The organism is Rhizobium tibeticum (genome assembly GCF_900110205.1).
GTDB classification, from domain to species: Bacteria; Pseudomonadota; Alphaproteobacteria; order Rhizobiales; family Rhizobiaceae; genus Rhizobium; species Rhizobium tibeticum.
The window spans coordinates 56,381-73,135 of sequence record NZ_FOCV01000032.1; the positions used below are offsets into that span (position 1 = coordinate 56,381).

Here is a 16,755-nt window from a genome sequence, read left to right on the forward strand (position 1 = left end):
GCGTCTCGATGATTATCTTCAAGCTATCCCGCTGCATTTCATCAGAAAATCGGCAAGTTGCTCAAGTCCAGCGAGCCTTCGTCGAAACAGTCGCTTGGTGGTTGATTGACTCCTCTTTCATTTAAGAACAAATAGAGAACATATCAGCAGTTTCTGCCGTTGCAAAGCCTGAAGGAGGTGCCATTTCGCATGCGTGACTACGTTGTCAACCCTGTTGTCGCCGAGCTGCGCGAACGCATCGAGCGGCTTGAAGGCGGGGTGACACGCAGTCGCGCGGTGCTTCCTTTCGGCGTTCCCGCAATTGACGGCCGTCTTCCCGGTGGTGGGCTGGCTCTGGGTGCGCTGCATGAAGTCGCTGGCGGCGGCAATGGTGCGGTCGACGGCGCCGCCGCCGCGCTGTTTGCCGCGGCGGTCGGCGCCCGCAGCCGGGGCAAAGTTCTGTGGTGCGTAACGCGGCCGGACCTCTTCGCGCCAGCGCTGGCCCAAGTGGGCCTGTTGCCAGGTCGTGTCATCTATGTGGAGGCCGGTGACGAAAAGGCGCTTCTTTCCTGCATGGAGGAGGGATTGCGTCATGGCGGGCTGGGTGTCGTCGTTGGAGAGCTTGCGCGGCTATCGATGACCGCCTCGCGCCGTCTGCAGCTTGCCGCCGAAAGCTCAGGCACGATCGGGATTGCCGTCCGCCGCTGGCGCCGGCAGACCGAAGCGTCCGATTTCGGGCAACCGACGGCGTCGCTCACGCGCTGGCGGGTCTCGGTGCTGCCGTCCTCTCCCTTGCCGGTTCCAGGGGTCGGCCGCGCACGCTGGCTGCTCGAGCTGATCCGCTGTCGCGCCGGCGAAAGTGCAGATTTCGAAGTGGAGGCTCCAGATGCCAAGGGTCGTATCGCTCTTCCTTCCGAGCTGGTCCACGGATCGCCTCAGGAGGAAACTGGGCGACGCCGCGCCTCCGCCTGAGACGCCGCTCGTCCTCGTTGGCCGCCAGCAGCGCCGGCGTGTCCTCCTGGCGGCGAACGCGGCTGCGATCGCCGGCGGACTGAGGGTGGGCATGCCGGCAACCAAGGCACAGGCGTTGGTTTCCGGTCTCACCGTTATGGACGCCGATCCGGCTGCCGACGCCGAGGCGCTCGACCGTCTGGCGCTTTGGGCGCTGCAGCGCTACGCGCCGATCGTTGCCGCCGATCCGCCCGACGGGCTGATGATCGACACGACAGGTGCCGATCATCTGCATGGCGGCGAGGAGCTGATGCTGTCGGGCATGGTCAACCGCTTTTTCGCCTCCGGCATTGCCGCGCGGGCGGCCGTCGCCGACACCTGGGGTGCGGCCCACGCCTGTGCCCGGTTTTTGGCAAGTCCGACGCGTGTCGTTCCGCCGGGCGACCAGGCTGACGCTATCCGGGGTCTTGCGATCGCCGCGCTGCGGCTCGATGCAGCTATCGTCAATGGTCTTCGCATTCTGGGTTTCAATACGATCGGCCAGGCGGCCAGCGCTTCCCGTGCACCGCTGACGCTGCGGTTCGGGCCGGAGCTTGGCCGCCGTCTCGATCAGGCGATGGGCAGGATCGCCGAGCCGATCGATCCGGTGCGCACGCCGGATCTCATCGAGGTTCGCCGTGCCTTCGGCGAGCCGATTGCAGCGGCCGAGACGATCGCGCGCTATACCGCCAGGCTCGTGGACCAACTCTGTCGGATGCTTGAGGAGAAAGGGCTCGGCGCCCGCCGTGTCGATCTCCTCTTCCACCGCGTCGACAACTCTTATCAGGTAATCCGTGCCGGAACTGCGACACCGGTTCGCGACGTCAAGCGGCTGACACGATTGCTGACCGACCGGATCGAGACCATCGATCCCGGTTTCGGCATCGAGATCATGTCACTGACGGCAACCCAAGCCGAGCCGCTCATGGCTCGACAGGTGATTTCCTCGCTGGTCGGAGAACCAGAAGCCGATGTATCCGGGCTGATCGACATTCTCGGCAACCGCATCGGCGAGCGGCGGCTCTATCGCTTCGCGCCGGTCGCAAGCGACGTCCCCGAACGCTCGGTTGCTCGCGTTGCACCGATGGCGCCGGACAACGGCGAGACCTGGCCCGATCATTGGCCACGGCCGACGCGACTGCTGGCGCATCCCGAGCTGATCGAGACCATGGCGCTGCTGCCTGATCATCCCCCTGTCAGCTTCACCTGGCGCGGTATCCGGCGACGGGTCAGGCGAGCCGACGGGCCGGAGCGCGTCTTCGGCGAGTGGTGGAAAGGCGATGCCGAACTGGCAGCCGTGCGCGATTATTTCCAGGTCGAGGATGATGCCGGCGAGCGCTATTGGATCTTTCGTTCCGGTGATGGCGAGCACGGCGAGACCGGCAGTCACCGATGGTTCCTGCATGGGATATTCGGATGACGAAGACGCCACGCTATGCCGAGCTGCAGGTGACGTCGCACTTTTCCTTCCTGCGCGGCGCTTCGTCCTGCGAGGAACTGTTTGCGCAGGCGGCAGTGCTCGGTATCGAGGCATTGGCGATCATCGACCGCAACAGTCTCGCCGGCATCGTGCGCGCCCATCAGGCGTCCAGGGATACTGGGGTGCGACTGATCGTCGGCTGTCGCCTGGATCTCACCGATGACATGTCGGTCCTCGTCTATCCGACGGATCGGCCTGCCTATGCGCGCCTCTGCAGGCTGCTGTCGCTTGGCAAGAAACGGGCCGGCAAGGCAAAATGCCGGCTCGACTGGACTGATCTCGTGGCCTATGGCGAAGGCCTGATTGCCGTCCTCATCCCCGATCAACCCGATCAAACTTGCCAGTTGCATCTGCGCCGCTTGAAGGAAGCCTTTGGCGATCGCGCCTATCTGGCGCTCACCCTGCGCCGCCGACCGAATGATCAGCTGCGGCTTCACCTGCTCTCCAACTTGGCGGCGGCCATGGATGTCGAGACGGTCGTCACCAATGACGTATTGTTTCATGTGCCGGAGCGACGCGTGCTGCAGGACGTCGTCACTTGCATCCGCCACAACGTCGCCATTGACGATGCCGGTTTCCGGCGCGAACGCCACGCCGACCGTTATCTGAAGCCGCCGGAAGAAATGGCACGGCTCTTTGCGCGCTATCGCGAAGCGCTCGCCCGCACCATCGAGATCATGGAGCGATGCCGCTTTTCACTCGATGAGCTCGCCTATCAATACCCGGAGGAACGATCCCATCCGGAAATGACGGCGCAGCAGACATTGGAACAACTGACCTGGGAGGGTGCTGTCTGGCGCTATCCGGAAGGGTTGCCGCAAAAGGTCAAGAAGAACCTCGATCATGAACTGCAGCTGATCGAGAGGCTCCAATATGCCCCCTACTTCCTGACAGTGAACTCCATTGTCCGCTTTGCCAGATCAAAGGACATTCTCTGTCAGGGCAGGGGATCGGCTGCCAATTCATCCGTCTGCTATGTACTCGGCATCACCTCGATCGATCCCGACATAAACGACCTGCTCTTCGAGCGCTTCGTCTCTGAGGAACGCCGGGAGCCGCCGGATATCGACGTCGATTTCGAGCATGAGCGGCGCGAAATCGTAATGCAATGGGTGTTCGACACCTATGGGCGCGATCACGCCGCCCTTTGCTCCACCGTCATTCGATACCGTTCGAAAGGCGCCATTCGCGATGTCGGCAAGGCACTCGGCCTGCCGGAGGACATGACAAAGATGCTCTCGTCCCAGGTTTGGGGTTGGGGCGAAGACGTCGGTGAGAAACACGCCGAAGAGCTCAATCTCAATCTTGGTGACCGGCGCCTTCGCCTGACGCTGGAGCTTGCCCGGCAATTGATGGGTGCGCCGCGTCATCTGTCGCAGCACCCCGGCGGGTTCGTTTTGACCCGCGACCGTCTGGACGAACTGGTGCCGATCGAGCCGGCGGCGATGGTCGACCGGCAGGTGATCGAATGGGATAAGGACGATATCGACATCCTGAAGTTCATGAAGGTCGATTGCCTGGCGCTTGGCATGCTTTCCTGCATGAAGCGCGGCTTCGATCTTCTCGCCGAACACAAGGGCATCAATCTCGATCTTGCCACCATTCCGGCCGAAGACCCACGCACCTATGCGATGATCAGGAAGGCCGACACGCTCGGCACCTTCCAGATCGAAAGCCGGGCGCAGATGTCGATGCTGCCTCGGATCAAGCCACGCACCTTCTATGACCTCGTCATCGAAGTGGCAATCGTCCGACCTGGCCCGATCCAGGGCGACATGGTGCACCCGTACCTCAGGCGCCGGGAGGGAAAGGAAGCAGTGGTCTATCCGAAGCCGGAACTGGAGAAGGTGCTCGGCAAGACGCTCGGCGTGCCGCTCTTCCAGGAGCAGGCGATGCGGGTGGCGATCGAATGCGCCGGTTTCACGCCGGGCGAGGCCGATCAGTTGCGCCGCGCCATGGCGACCTTCAAGCATACGGGCGGTGTTTCGAGGTTCGGGGAGAAGCTGATCGCCGGCATGGTGGCAAATGGCTATGCACCGGAGTTCGCGGAGAAGACCTTCAAGCAGCTCGAAGGCTTCGGCAGCTACGGGTTCCCCGAAAGCCATGCGGCCTCCTTCGCGCTGATCGCCTACGCCTCGTCCTGGCTGAAATGCTGGCATCCAGACGTCTTTTGCGCCGCCCTTCTCAATGCCCAACCGATGGGCTTTTATGCACCCGCCCAGATCGTCCGCGATGCGCGCGATCACCGGGTCGAGGTTCGCCCCGTCTGCGTCAATGCCAGTCGTTGGGACTGCACGCTCGAGGCTACGGAAGACGAAAGCCGGTTCGCCGTCCGCCTTGGCCTGCGTATGGTCAAGGGGCTCGCCAATAACGATGCGGCGGCGATCGTCGCGGCGCGTGCAGAATTGCCCTTCACCTCCGTCGATGATCTCTGGCGGCGGGCGGGCGTGCCGGCCACCTCGCTCGTCGAACTGGCGGAGGCCGATGCCTTCCAGCCATCGCTGAGGCTCGCGCGACGTGAAGCACTCTGGGCGATCAAGGCGTTGCGCGACGAGCCTTTGCCGCTTTTTGCCGCCGCCTCAGCTCGTGAAGAACAGACGGTATCAGAGCTCAATGAGCCGGTGGTGGCGTTAAGACCCATGACGGCCGGCGGCGAGGTCGTTGAGGATTACGGCCATGTCGGGCTGACCTTGCGCTGCCATCCGGTCTCGTTCCTCCGCGACGATCTTGCCAAGCGTCGCATCGCTACGTGCCGTGATGCGATGCAGGCACGCGACGGCACATGGCTCGAAGCCGCCGGCCTCGTTCTCGTTCGCCAGCGGCCGGGATCTGCAAAGGGTGTAATGTTCATCACCATCGAGGATGAGACCGGGATTGCCAATCTGGTCGTCTGGGTGAAGACCTTCGAGAAGTACCGACGCATCGTGCTCGGCGCCGGCATGCTCGGCGTCTATGGCCGCATCCAGCGTGAAGGCGACGTTGTGCATCTCGTTGCCCACCGGCTGAATGATCTTTCCGCCGATCTTGCAAGCGTCGGCGATCGAGAGGCCGTCTTTCCGCTTCCGCACGGGCGAGGCGACGAGTTTCACCATGGATCGCCGGCGCCCGATCCGCGCGGGCTGCCGAAGGGGCCGCGCCCGCGCGACATCGTCGATTCCTATCAGCATCTCGAGGCGATCAAGGTGAAGACACGGGATTTCAGGTGAGGGAGACAGCATCATCGACCCCGGGTGTGGGGAGCGTGTAGGCTCAAGGATTGCGTGAGCGTCCGCGTTGCGGCGGGCGTGGGGAGCCGAAATGCACAAGCATTTTGGGGAACCGCTCGTCCTTGAGGCCGCTCGCCACGCACCTTTGAATTCGTTCGATCGAGGCGATCAGCGATAGGATCTCGGGCGTGATACGCAATTTCGATAGGTCGAGCGCCGTCGTCCATTATCCCATCCATTTTCATCCACACCGGAAAGTGCGCGGCGTAGGTTACGAGGTTTGGACTAGAGGATTCCTGGAAGTAAAAACATTCGGCCCGACCAGGTTGATCGGGAATTGTAAAAAGATGGGCTTGCGCACGAGACATGAGGATCACACATTGCCTAACCATTGCAAAAACAGGACAGGACGATGAGTGGAACTTTCTTTCAACCGGTCGATGCTGCTGAAGTTCCACGCTTTGCCGGCCATTCCACCTTCATGCGCCTGCCTGCCGTGCAGACCGCAGCCGGACTTGATGTCGCACTGGTCGGCATTCCCTGGGATGGCGGTACAACAAACAGGGCAGGCGCCCGGCACGGGCCGCGGGAGGTTCGCAATCAGTCGAGCCTCATGCGGCGCGTGCACCATGTTTCGGGCACCGAGCCGTTCAGCATCGCCAATGTCGCGGATGTCGGAGATCTCTCCGTCAACCCGATCGATCTTATCGACGGCCTCGCTCGCATCGAAGCGGGCATGGATGAGATCGTCGCTGCGGGTGCCATTCCTCTCTCGGTCGGCGGCGACCATCTGACGACTTTGCCTGTGCTGCGTGCCGTGGCAAGGCACCGACCAGTCGGGCTGATCCATTTCGATGCTCATTCCGATACCAATGACCGCTATTTCGGCGACAATTCCTACACGCATGGAACGCCGTTCCGTCGCGCGATCGAAGAGGGATTGCTGGATCCCAAGAGGATCGTGCAAATCGGAATTCGCGGCTCGATTTACGATCCGGGGGAGCACGACTGGGCCAAGCAGCAGGGCGTGCGCATCATCTACATGGAAGAGTTTGTCAGTCGCGGCGCCGAGGATGTGATGGGCGAGGCGCGACGCATCGCTGGCGACCTGCCGACATACGTTACCTTTGATATCGATAGCATCGATCCCTCCATGGCGCCTGGAACGGGAACGCCGGAGGCGGGCGGCTTCACGCCCGCGAGGCCCAACAGATGATCAGGCTGCTTACCGGCGTCCAGATCGTCGGCGCCGACGTCGTTGAAGTCTCGCCACCGTTTGACCTTGCCGGCATGACGGCGCTTGCCGGCGCCACAATGATGTTCGAACTTCTGTGTGTCATCGCCAAACAGGTCGGGGATCGACGCAATGCGGCCAGTGCCTGATGCCGACAATTGTCCTGTCAGGGACAGGTGACTGCCTCGCCGGACAGGCGTCGGTAGCCGCCACGCCAGTAGAGGAGCGGTTCGACATCCTCACGCGTTTCGATCGCGCAGACGCGACCGATGAGGATCGCGTGCGAATGGTGATTGAGGACCGTTTCAAGCTCACAATCGAGAACCGTCAGAGCATCCGTCAGGGCCGCCGTCCCGGTTGAAAGACGATACCATTGCGCGTCTTCATAACGCTCGACGCCTCGCCGTCCGTCGAACCCTGCAAAGGACTGCGCGACATGCCACTGGTTAGCGGTGAGCACGTTGACGCAGAAGCGACGATACCGCTCGACCACCGGCCACGAGGACGACCCGCGGTTGAGGCTGACGATGACTGAAGGCGCTTCTGCAGACAGCGAGGAAACCGAGGTCGCGGTAAAGCCTGTCCGCTCGTCGCCTTCGCCAACAGTGATGACGCTCACTGCACCGGCGAGCTGGCGCATTGAAAGCTTGAACGCGGATTGATCGACAATGGATCTGGTTGCCAACTCTTCCATCGACTTGCCCCCTGTGTCAGCCTTTGGCTCGTGCCGTCGCGAAGCGATTGACCGGCATCGATAGGCCAAGGTTTTCGCGAAGCGTCTTGCCTTCGTATTCTTCGCGGAAAAGCCCACGACGGCGCAATTCCGGCAGGACAAGCTTTACGAAATCTTGAAGGCTCGACGGCAGCGTCGGGAACATCAAAATGAAGCCATCGGCCGCACGGGTCTCGAACCATTCTTCCATGAAGTCGGCAATCTGGGTCGGCGTGCCGGTAATGCCGTTACCGGTGTGCTTCTCGGCATAGTGGCGCACGAGTTCACCGACGGTACGCTCTCCCTTGACGAAATCGACCAGTTCGTCGAACAGGGCGCGTGAACCCTTCGGCGCGGACGGCAACAGATCCATGGGAAAGGGCCTGTCCAGCGGTACACCGCGCAGGTCGGCCTCGAGAAACTCCGAAAGCATCAACCGCCCAACGTCCGGATGCATCTTGTCGATGAGATAGTCGACCTTTGCCTTCGCTTCGGCTTCCGTTTCGCCAACGTTCAGCACGACGCCGGGCATGATCTTGAGGTCGTCGGGATTGCGCCCGTAGGCTGGCATGCGGCCCTTGACGTTCTCATAGAATGCACGATTGCGATCGATGTTCGAGGCAAGGCTGAAAACGATTTCGGCCGTCCGCGCCGCCATGTCCATGCCGGGTTCAGAACCGCCGGCCTGCGCGATGATGGGTCGGCCCTGCGGCGAACGGGCAATGTTGAGCGGTCCGCGCACCTGGAAGTGCTTACCCTTGTGATTGAGCGTGTGATGCTTGGTCTTGTCATAATAGACACCGCTCTCGCGATCGAGAAGCAACGCGTCGTCCTCGAAACTGTCCCACAGGCCGAAGACGACGTCCACGAACTCGTTGCCGCGCTCGTAGCGCAGCGCATGCGGGTCGAGGCCTTCGCGATTGAAGTTATAGCCGGTCTCGTCGTGGTCGGAGGTCACGACATTCCAGCAGGCGCGGCCGCCGCTCAAATGGTCGATAGAGGCAAAGAGGCGCGCTACATTGTAGGGCTCGTAGTAGCTGGTTGAAACAGTGGCCACGAGGCCGAGATCTTTCGTTGTCACCGACAGGGCTGATAGCAACGACAAGGGCTCGAAGCGATTCATCTTGGTCGGGATACGGGCGAGCGCGTCCGGATCGCCAACGGCGGCGGCCGGTGAATCGGCCATGAACATGAAGTCGAACTTCGCCGCCTCCGAGCGTTTGGCGACGTCGAGAAGATGGCTGAAATCATTGGCGCCGTGAACGTCACTTGCCGGATGCAGCCAGGACGCGGGATGAAAGCCGAACGTATAGACGAAGGTGCCGAGTTTCATCTTGTCGGTACGGGTCATGAAATTCTCCCCAGGCGTTTTGAACGACGATGCCCAAGGTAACGTCACGGGACTTTTCACATCAATATCGCAACACTAATTTCCGTTTTAGTTTTTCTAAAGAGTCATGGGTGCGGGGACCTAAAAACCTCCGGAAGCGAAAACAATCCACGACAGGCTTACCGGGCGGGCGCATAGCCGAACACCGTTAGACGCGCGTGAGGTCAAGCTGTATCTTCAAACCATGGAGACCATCCTTGAGGTACTCCTTTTGTAATCGCCAGCAGCTCCTATTTCCTCCGGCCGACCTAGCTAGTGCAGCCTCCGCCCTGGGACGGGTACAAGCATTTCCGCCGCCTTATTCGCGACGTTCGCGAGTTTTTCCCAATCATCTAGGTTCCGCTCTTCAAGCCGCTGCTCGATGGCAGTGAGCATTCATCCTGCTGCAGCAACGTCGTCGGCCGCCTTGAGCACGTCGAACCGTGACGACACATCATCCTCCGCCTGTAGCGTAGACGGAGGAGAGACAATCGGTATCAGCGGTGCCTACTCCGCAGTTTCGAATGCGGTGAAGAGTTTGACCCAACGATCAACGGTCGCCTCATCAAATGCCTTGATCCACGGACGAGTTGCGCCAAACTAGAGCCATAGCCCTGATGCGACCCGTAACCGGCAAATAAGCTCACTCCAACACGGAAACGCACCGGTACTCGTGTTTACACACGGCCCGGGCTGGGCTGCCTCGCCAAAGTTCAACTCGATTCTTCTGATTGGCCAATAGAATTGGGACGGTTGTCGTTCAGGCAGTACCGCTGGAGAAGACAACCGACATATTGTTGGCAGGCATCTTGATTGTCTCGCGAAGACTAAGTCGAGAGGCCTCACCCACGCGTTCAAGATCAGCAATATCACGCACACCCCAAGATGGGTTGTGCGCCTTTAGAGACGCGTCGAAAGCGGCGTTCGAGGGGGCGTTGTGTACGCCATCGCGCATGAATGGGCCGTAGAGAATAAGAAGTCCACCAGCGCAGAGCAAACGGCCAGCGCCTGCAAACAATCCTAAACTTGCCGCCCATGGCGCGATATGAATCATATTGATCGACACGATGGCGTCAAACGGCGTCGTTTGCTCGACGCCCCATAGTCTTGAGCACACATCTATATCAAGCGGTGCGAGCACATTATTCAACCCTGTAAATTTGATCCAGCTGGCGGTGCTGGCACGCGCGTCGGCATCCGGATCGCTCGGCAGCCAAGTGAGGTTGGGCATCGCTTTCGCAAAACACACGGCGTGCTCGCCAGTCCCGCAGCCAATCTCTAGGACCACGCCATGTGTCGGAAGAACACGTTCTAGGACAGCAAGGATCGGCTCGGAATTTCGCGCAGCCGAAGGCGAGAACATGCGCTGATCGGCGCTTACGCCGCGCTGTTCAAGCGCAACAGGCGAGCGCTTGTCGTTCTCCTCTGGCATGGGCCGTAAAATCCCCTGGGATAATGCCCGCTTTATAGCTGAAAAAATGATGGAACTGAAGCTCGGAGCGGCCGCATTGGGCGGGCCGTAGAGGCCGATACTGAAAAATGACTTGGGGGACCTAATAATTTTGCGATCAAGCGGCGTGTGAGGCGCGTACCCAAATTGGGACCGCATCGAGCGGCAACATTCGCTTAGAACATGAAATGGCGGACATTTCGGCCAGCCCCGAGTTCCGACTTTTTCAGTATCGGCAACAAGGGGCCGCCGGAAGAGTCGGAGTAGATTTTCCTCTCGTTAGCCTTCGTTGCGCTTTCTCTTGAGCATGGAGCCTGGTCTTCAAATGCGCGAACGCGTCGCAATGCGATCTGGAGCGGAGAGGTTGCATATTCCTACGGTTTTAGCGTCGTTCATGATAAGGTTCTTTGTCTGTTTGCTGTGGGTGAACCTGGACAGGGGCGGCGATGAGGAAGACGCTGCTTTGCATCACTTTAGCGCTGATTTTTGACCTAAGCGCGGCGGCGCAAGCAAGCGAGTGCTCGGACATCGCGCTTGTCCTGGCGGTAGACGGCTCCGACAGCATAGATGACGAGGAATATGCGCTTCAGAAAGCTGCGATTTCCGCTGCGTTCCGCGATGGGCCGTGATTCCGACGCTGCGGTGGGTCGTGGCGGTTTCGGCTGTTTTCCGGGGAGACGCTAAGTCCCCAACGGAAAAAGTGGGGTGGTTCATCATTACCGATTGTGGCCGCAGAGAGCTTTGCGGACATACCAATATCGAAGCCGTGGACACGCCGTTAAAAGCAGCTGTCAAGGAAGCCCAATTGCGCAAGGCTTCGAGGATAAGTCGGCCCGAGGATTTCAGCTCAAATAGTGGAGGATGAAGATGAAGTACATGATCAGTTGGTTCGAACGTCCGCAGGGATCGCCTACGGAGTACGAGAATGCCCAGAAGCGGATACTGGAGGTTTTCACTCAATGGAAAGCGCCGGCCAATTTCAAGATCGAGTTGTTCGTTGTGCGAGTGGGCGAGTGGGGTGGGCATATGTTGGTGGATTGCGATGATCCGTTGGCGGTTCACAAGGTATGCTCGACCTGGCCTGCTTTCGAATTCCAGGCACGACCCGTGATTGCCGTCGAGGACGCTGTCCGGGTCGAACTAGAAGCAATTGCTTGGCGCGATGGACTCAAACCTGAGTGAGTTTTGCGAGCAACCCAGGCAATGTTCGCTTCGGGTCAACAGCAGTCGCGGGGTGAGCTACACTCTGGCCCGGAGTAGTGAGAGTGACGGTGGGCTATCGATGACCGTATGCCAGGACAAGGCAGGCATCGATGAGAGTGTACTGATGGCTAAGGACTGGATTGCAAAAACCGCAGCCCACATTGGCGTAGATGCGCCGAAGGTATCTTTGGGAAGTAATCATCCACGCCACTAGTTAGCAACTTCTATCTCTCCACCCGGTTGAGCGAACCAGCCCGGCCGGCGGGCCTTTTGCCTCTGATCCCTTGGCAACCACCCATCTCGATTGGGCTTCCAAACGTTCCGGGGTGTTGCCGAGGCGTACCCTTGACAGGAACGGAGGGCAAACCTCGTTCTCCCATCGTTCCGTATAGTCCACCTCATGGATCGCCTTTGGGATCGTCTTCTACCAAACATCCCGGGTGCCCCTGCCGTAACTTAGCCCGGCGGCGGACCCATTATCTCCAGCCCAAACTGGCCCGCCGCGAGGGTCGCAATCTCGTCCAGGTTCTCGTCTCCGAGACGGCGCTCGGCAACTACCTCAAAGAAGTGTTCAAAGCCTGCGGGTACGATGACGGTCAAGAGGCGGCCGGAGACCGTACCAATGTTCTTGAAAGAGTGGACCTGATGGCGGGGTAACAATGCGATACCGCCAGGACGGACGTCGAACACCTCATCGCCACGCCAGATTCGAAACGTCCCTACGATCACATAGGAGATTTCATCCTCCCGGCTGTGGCGGTGCAGCGGTGCAGCCACGCCTGGCGGCACGATCTCCTCGATCACGGCCGCGTCGAGCACGCCGAATGGATCGCGACGGATGATCACTGTCTCGCCGAACACCTCAAGTGCGCAGTCCGCTTGGGCTCCGGGTGCATTGCTCCCCGGTTCTGCCATCCCGCTCCTCCATCAGTCTTACTCGGCGCGATAGTCCTGTGCCGGACCCATCGCAAGGCACGCCTACAGTCTGGCCGTCAGGTCTCCGTCTGTTAGGCGGCTGCGCGGACTGAAGACAAACCACGCCACATTATTTAGCAACTCGGGCGAGGCAAACACAGTTTTCAGCGGGTGGGGCTGAAGAATTCACCAAGGGACCGACGCCTACTCATCCTCAGCGAACTCTACTGATGATATGTCCACGTTCCATTCAAAATCCTTGGGCGAAGGTTTGTCTGGCAAGGTCTCCAAGCCTCTATACTGATTGAGTGCCCAGCATGTCCCGTAAACGCCATGCGGCTCAATGATCTTGTAGCTGCTGAGATAGTCGGAGTAAGCTTCAATGCTGAAGCCTGGGCGCTTCGCGACCAATCGGAAGCGTACCACGTTGACACGCTGGTCGGAGCCGTTGAACAACTGAACGAAAACTGGCTTGGCAGGGTCAAGGCAGCCTTGGGTGCCGGTGCTCGTGCCAACAACCAAGCTCGCGGAGTTGTTGCGGTCGGATTGCTGGAAGTAAACATAGATCCCGACGCCAGCGCCGACGAAAATGGCCGCAATCAGCGCAATTAACGTGGGGTGGGGAAACAGGAAGAAAAAAACTAAAACGATCGCGACCGCGACTATCATGAAGATCATCGGCGTGTTCCATTTGTTTCATGAGCTAAAGCAGGCACCGATGACGGGCAAGCTGGTTCGAGACCGATCTCAATCTTCTTTAATCATTTGTGACGATCAGATGATTTCCGGATCATTTTTCATTTTCAAGATCCCCAGCTTCTAGGCGTGACCGGGTTCCGCCGGTCGGGTTCTGCTTCGAAAAAGACCCGTAACGAACTGTTGTCAGGTAATCCCGAGACCGCGCCCCGGAATCGTCCTTGATCTTAAGAATTCGACTGTGGGGTGGTAGGGCAGTTCCTACCTCAATCGAAGAGCCTCTCATGAAGCACTTTTTCTCCTTGGCCATCCTTACTCTTTGCATCCCCCGTAGCGGCCCACGGGGCGACCCTTCATTTTCCCAGTGACGGACCGATCGCCAGCATCACCATACCCGATAGTTGGCAGCCAGAGGAAACGGAAACCGGGGTCCAAGGCACCTCCTCGAATTCCGCAGTTTACCTCTCCGTGGATGTCGCTGTCTCGAACTCGATCGAGAAGGTCACCAGCGATGCTGTCGACTTTCTTTCTCGGAGCGGCGTGATTATCGATCCGAAGACACAGAAAGAACCCCCCGTCGAGAAGGTCAATGGTCTGCAGATGACCACCCTTGATTGCGACGGAGAGGACTCAGACGGACCGGTCAGCGTGGGCCTGGCTTTCCTAGCGACGTCCGGTGAGAAGGCGCTTGTCGTGACCTACTGGGGCACGAAGGGCAAGGAGGACAAGCACGACGCCGACCTTGGCAAGATCCTGGCGTCGATCAAGATGGCGAATTAATCGGAGGCGGGGAGCGCCACCCCGTCGTCGCCTCTTTAACGTCGCAGTCAAGGTGCAGCCCAGTTTGTATCGAACAGCCATCCATCTCTCCACAGGCAACAATCGTCGAGCAAACTGGACTCCTAGATGCGGGATAGCAGCTCGGCTTTCTTTGTTTGAAATTCTTCGTCGGTCAAAATGCCCTTCGCGTGTAGAGCACCCAAGCGCTCGATTTTCGAGATGACGTCATCTTTAGCGATTCCAGGCATTGGGGCGGGTGGCGGCTCGGGGGGCTGGCGACGGGGCTCTTTGTCATCGCTATCTCCGTGGCTCTCATCGGCGTTCGGAGCTTGGCGCACTCTTCGAAGGGTCGAGAGTGCTACGCGGCCATGCTGAGATGTGAAAGAAACATCATGACTGCCACCCTGCTGCTGAGAGAACCCGGAAATCTGATGATCTGCTGTATCGTAGACTGTAGTGTGATCGCCATCGCTGATCGCCAGCCGTCGTGTGGAGGGGAAGAACGCATACCGCATGGAGTTCTGTGATCCTGAAGAAGCGGGCATTCCCAAATCTCTAGGATACCAACCGCTTGAAAGCTTGGGCCCGTGGCCCTGCTGTTGGCTCTGCCGCGAGCCTCGCTCGTCATAGGCTTCCTGGCGTGCTACGTCGGCCAGCTCGGAACACAGATCGGCGACTTTGGCCTTCAGTCCGTGGTTGAACATGTCTCCGACCATGACCATGCCACCGTTGGACCATTGGCCCATGCCGCCAAGTTCCGGCAGGTTGAACTGGGCCTGGTATCCGCTGCCCGCAATAAGGGCGGCATAGAGGTCGCGAATGGTGTTGACGCTGACACCGTGCTTCTGCGCAAGGGATGAAATCAGCTCTTCCTGACCAGAATGTTTTGCCGTGCTCACTTCGATCAACTCCTTTGTCAAACTCAATCTTTCCCGTGATGTGCTATTTAGAACCTAGCTCGTCTCTTTCATCGTTGAGCGACGGTAAAAACGTCTCGACATCGCGCGTCTCGCCTTCGCGGTGTTCTGACTCCACCTCGGATCACGTTCTGATCATTGATGTTCCAGGCCTACCGAGGGCTTGGACATGTGACGATTTCAGAGCTTACGCTTGAAACAAAGGAAGAGGAGCCCGTGCGGCGGTTCGAGGTCTTCACAGGAACGGGACGTCATCGCGACTGGAGCAACGAAGAGAAGGCGCAGATTGTCGCCGAAGGCTATGCGGCCGACGTGATGGTTTTCGCAGTGGCGCGGCGGCATGGGCTTTCGCCGGAGCAGTTATTCACCCGGCGGCGGCTTTTGCGGAAACGCGAGCACACTCAACCCGAAAGGGAATCGATCGATTGCCCAAAATTCCGATCGGGCATACACTTCCTGGAAACCGGGGAAGGGGAAGACGATGGCCATATTCATGGATCGTCATGATCTCAAAGGATATAGCGCCGCAGACGTTGCCGAGGCACATCGGAAGGACCTCGAAGTCCAGGACGAGTATGGAGTGAAGTTCCTGACCTACTGGTTCGACCATCAGCGCGGCACTGCGTTTTGCCTGATAGATGCACCAGACAAAGAAACCGCTCAGTGCGTCCATCGCGTGGCGCACGGCCATGTAGCCGGCGAGGTTGTCGAGGTAGCTCTTTCCGCCGTGGAGGCTTTTCTTGGCCGGATCCAGGATCCCGAACCTCTTGCAGGAAAATCACAAAATAAAGACTGCGCCCACCGCGCGATCATGTTCACGGATATAGTGGGCTCGACGGAAATGACCGCCCGCCTCGGCGACCGCATGGGCACGGAACTGGTCAGGGCACACGATTCCGTAGTCCGAAGATGCTTGAACGAGCACGGCGGGAGCGAGGTGAAACACACTGGCGACGGCATAATGGCGTCCTTCGTGTCCACTACGCAGGCCGTTGATTGCGCCACCGCCATTCATCAAGGGTTCCACCGGTACAACCGAGGCAACGCCGAGCCTATACACATTCGGATCGGCATTGATTGCGGAGAACCCGTCGAGGACAGTAACGATCTATTTGGCACGACAGTTCAGCTAGCTGCCCGCTTATGCTCGGCGGCCTCGACCGATCAGATTCTCGTATCGGAGAGTGTGTTCCGGAATCAGCACAGCAGCGCTACCTTTACGGAAACCGCACGACTGCAACTGAAGGGGTTCTCTATGCCGATACCTGCGTTCGAATGCGCGTGGGCCGGACCGGTTGGCATCTGAGAGCGCGTTTCTCCTATCCCGTGGGAAGCAGCACCGTAAGCGACGTTCACAGGCGTCGGCCTTGGTCTGGCGCGGTGCGACATAGGCGCATGGCAGCAGGTCGTCTATCTGGCTGTTTGAATGTCCATTGACGATTTTGGTGAGGACGTCGGCGAGATAACCAAGCGGTTCGACGCCATTGAGTTTTGCGGTTTATGCCGACCGTCGAACTATGCCGAGCACTTCTTCCAACATACCAGTTGGAACGCGCTTCTCTCGTCCTTTCCGCCGGAGATTTGTTGTGGGCACTCGGCATAGTCTCATGTTTAGAGGGCGCTCAGGAATTCCAGAAGCCGGTCGTTCGGTCGGAATCGTTCGGCCTTGGCGCGTTCGTACGGCTTCAGCTTTGCGAGCGCGGTTTCCTTCAGTTCAAGATGCGCGTGAAGATAGGTCAGCGTGGTTTCGACCGTCTCATGGCCGAGCCATAGGGCGATAACTGAGCAATCCACGCCCGCCTGTAGCAGTTCCATGGCAGCGCT

General features: G+C 59.3%; 14 protein-coding genes and 3 pseudogenes. 9 read left to right on the plus strand and 8 right to left on the minus strand.

The window, feature by feature from the left end; translation table 11 throughout:
- The first annotated feature begins 189 nt into the window (after nt 1–189).
- The 4 genes and pseudogenes from BSG20_RS27090 (at nt 190) to speB (ending at nt 7,038) form a co-directional block, all read left to right on the plus strand.
- On the plus strand, nt 190–951 hold the full coding sequence (locus BSG20_RS27090) for an ImuA family protein (protein ID WP_072380118.1): 762 nt from the start codon (nt 190–192) through the stop codon (nt 949–951).
- Complete coding sequence (locus tag BSG20_RS27095) at nt 866–2,389, plus strand: Y-family DNA polymerase (RefSeq protein WP_072380116.1); 1,524 nt, start codon at nt 866–868, stop codon at nt 2,387–2,389. The genes BSG20_RS27090 and BSG20_RS27095 overlap by 86 nt, the downstream gene beginning before the upstream one ends.
- A complete protein-coding gene (locus tag BSG20_RS27100; protein ID WP_072380114.1) occupies nt 2,386–5,655 on the plus strand; it encodes an error-prone DNA polymerase in 3,270 nt (1,089 codons plus the stop codon). Before BSG20_RS27095 ends, BSG20_RS27100 begins: the two co-directional genes overlap by 4 nt.
- A 412-nt stretch (nt 5,656–6,067) precedes the next feature.
- Nucleotides 6,068–7,038 (plus strand): annotated as a pseudogene (speB, locus tag BSG20_RS27105) (agmatinase).
- Between the two features lie 17 nt (nt 7,039–7,055).
- Here the strand turns inward: speB and BSG20_RS27110 are convergent.
- The 3 genes from BSG20_RS27110 to BSG20_RS27120 form a co-directional block, all read right to left on the minus strand.
- On the minus strand, nt 7,056–7,583 hold the full coding sequence (locus tag BSG20_RS27110; RefSeq protein ID WP_072380112.1) for a flavin reductase family protein: 528 nt from the start codon (nt 7,581–7,583) through the stop codon (nt 7,056–7,058).
- A 16-nt stretch (nt 7,584–7,599) separates the two neighbouring features.
- The gene (locus BSG20_RS27115) at nt 7,600–8,952 is read right to left on the minus strand and encodes an LLM class flavin-dependent oxidoreductase (protein ID WP_072380110.1); all 1,353 of its coding nucleotides are present in this window, start codon (nt 8,950–8,952) and stop codon (nt 7,600–7,602) included.
- Between the two features lie 778 nt (nt 8,953–9,730).
- Nucleotides 9,731–10,402: a DUF938 domain-containing protein gene (locus BSG20_RS27120; RefSeq protein ID WP_072380108.1), complete on the minus strand. Its 672-nt coding sequence runs from the start codon at nt 10,400–10,402 to the stop codon at nt 9,731–9,733.
- Between the two features lie 464 nt (nt 10,403–10,866).
- Here BSG20_RS27120 and BSG20_RS27125 point away from each other — a divergent pair, with 464 nt between their 5' ends.
- Together BSG20_RS27125 and BSG20_RS27130 are read left to right on the plus strand one after the other, a co-directional pair.
- Nucleotides 10,867–11,049 (plus strand): DUF1194 domain-containing protein, encoded by a 183-nt coding sequence (locus BSG20_RS27125; protein WP_072380106.1) that lies wholly within the window; start codon nt 10,867–10,869, stop codon nt 11,047–11,049.
- Between the two features lie 238 nt (nt 11,050–11,287).
- Nucleotides 11,288–11,602 carry a DUF3303 domain-containing protein gene (locus BSG20_RS27130; RefSeq protein WP_037131533.1) on the plus strand — a complete coding sequence of 105 codons (315 nt, stop codon included), beginning with the start codon at nt 11,288–11,290 and terminating at the stop codon, nt 11,600–11,602.
- A 477-nt stretch (nt 11,603–12,079) separates the two neighbouring features.
- On the opposite strand, the gene BSG20_RS27140 is transcribed toward BSG20_RS27130, so the two are convergent.
- Nucleotides 12,080–12,538, minus strand: a complete 459-nt coding sequence (locus BSG20_RS27140; protein ID WP_072380102.1) for a cupin domain-containing protein — start codon at nt 12,536–12,538, stop codon at nt 12,080–12,082.
- Between the two features lie 204 nt (nt 12,539–12,742).
- The gene (locus BSG20_RS27145) at nt 12,743–13,216 is read right to left on the minus strand and encodes a hypothetical protein (protein ID WP_072380100.1); all 474 of its coding nucleotides are present in this window, start codon (nt 13,214–13,216) and stop codon (nt 12,743–12,745) included.
- A 486-nt stretch (nt 13,217–13,702) separates the two neighbouring features.
- Here BSG20_RS27145 and BSG20_RS27150 point away from each other — a divergent pair, with 486 nt between their 5' ends.
- Nucleotides 13,703–14,014, plus strand: a complete 312-nt coding sequence (locus tag BSG20_RS27150; RefSeq protein ID WP_177309897.1) for a hypothetical protein — start codon at nt 13,703–13,705, stop codon at nt 14,012–14,014.
- 122 nt (nt 14,015–14,136) lie between these two features.
- Here BSG20_RS27150 and BSG20_RS27155 read toward each other — a convergent pair whose 3' ends face one another.
- Complete coding sequence (locus BSG20_RS27155) at nt 14,137–14,934, minus strand: SHOCT domain-containing protein (protein ID WP_244541439.1); 798 nt, start codon at nt 14,932–14,934, stop codon at nt 14,137–14,139.
- A gap of 168 nt (nt 14,935–15,102) precedes the next feature.
- Here BSG20_RS27155 and BSG20_RS27160 point away from each other — a divergent pair, with 168 nt between their 5' ends.
- Both BSG20_RS27160 and BSG20_RS27165 read left to right on the plus strand, forming a co-directional pair.
- On the plus strand, nt 15,103–15,438 hold the full coding sequence (locus BSG20_RS27160) for a transposase (RefSeq protein WP_244541438.1): 336 nt from the start codon (nt 15,103–15,105) through the stop codon (nt 15,436–15,438).
- Entirely contained in the window at nt 15,413–16,237 is an 825-nt protein-coding gene (locus tag BSG20_RS27165; protein ID WP_072380098.1) for a nickel-binding protein, read from the plus strand. Before BSG20_RS27160 ends, BSG20_RS27165 begins: the two co-directional genes overlap by 26 nt.
- Nucleotides 16,238–16,306: 69 nt before the next feature.
- On the opposite strand, the pseudogene BSG20_RS27170 reads toward BSG20_RS27165, so the two are convergent.
- A pseudogene (locus tag BSG20_RS27170) lies at nt 16,307–16,429 on the minus strand (transposase domain-containing protein); the annotation flags it as partial.
- A 113-nt stretch (nt 16,430–16,542) separates the two neighbouring features.
- Nucleotides 16,543–16,755 (minus strand): annotated as a pseudogene (locus BSG20_RS35835) (integrase); the annotation flags it as partial.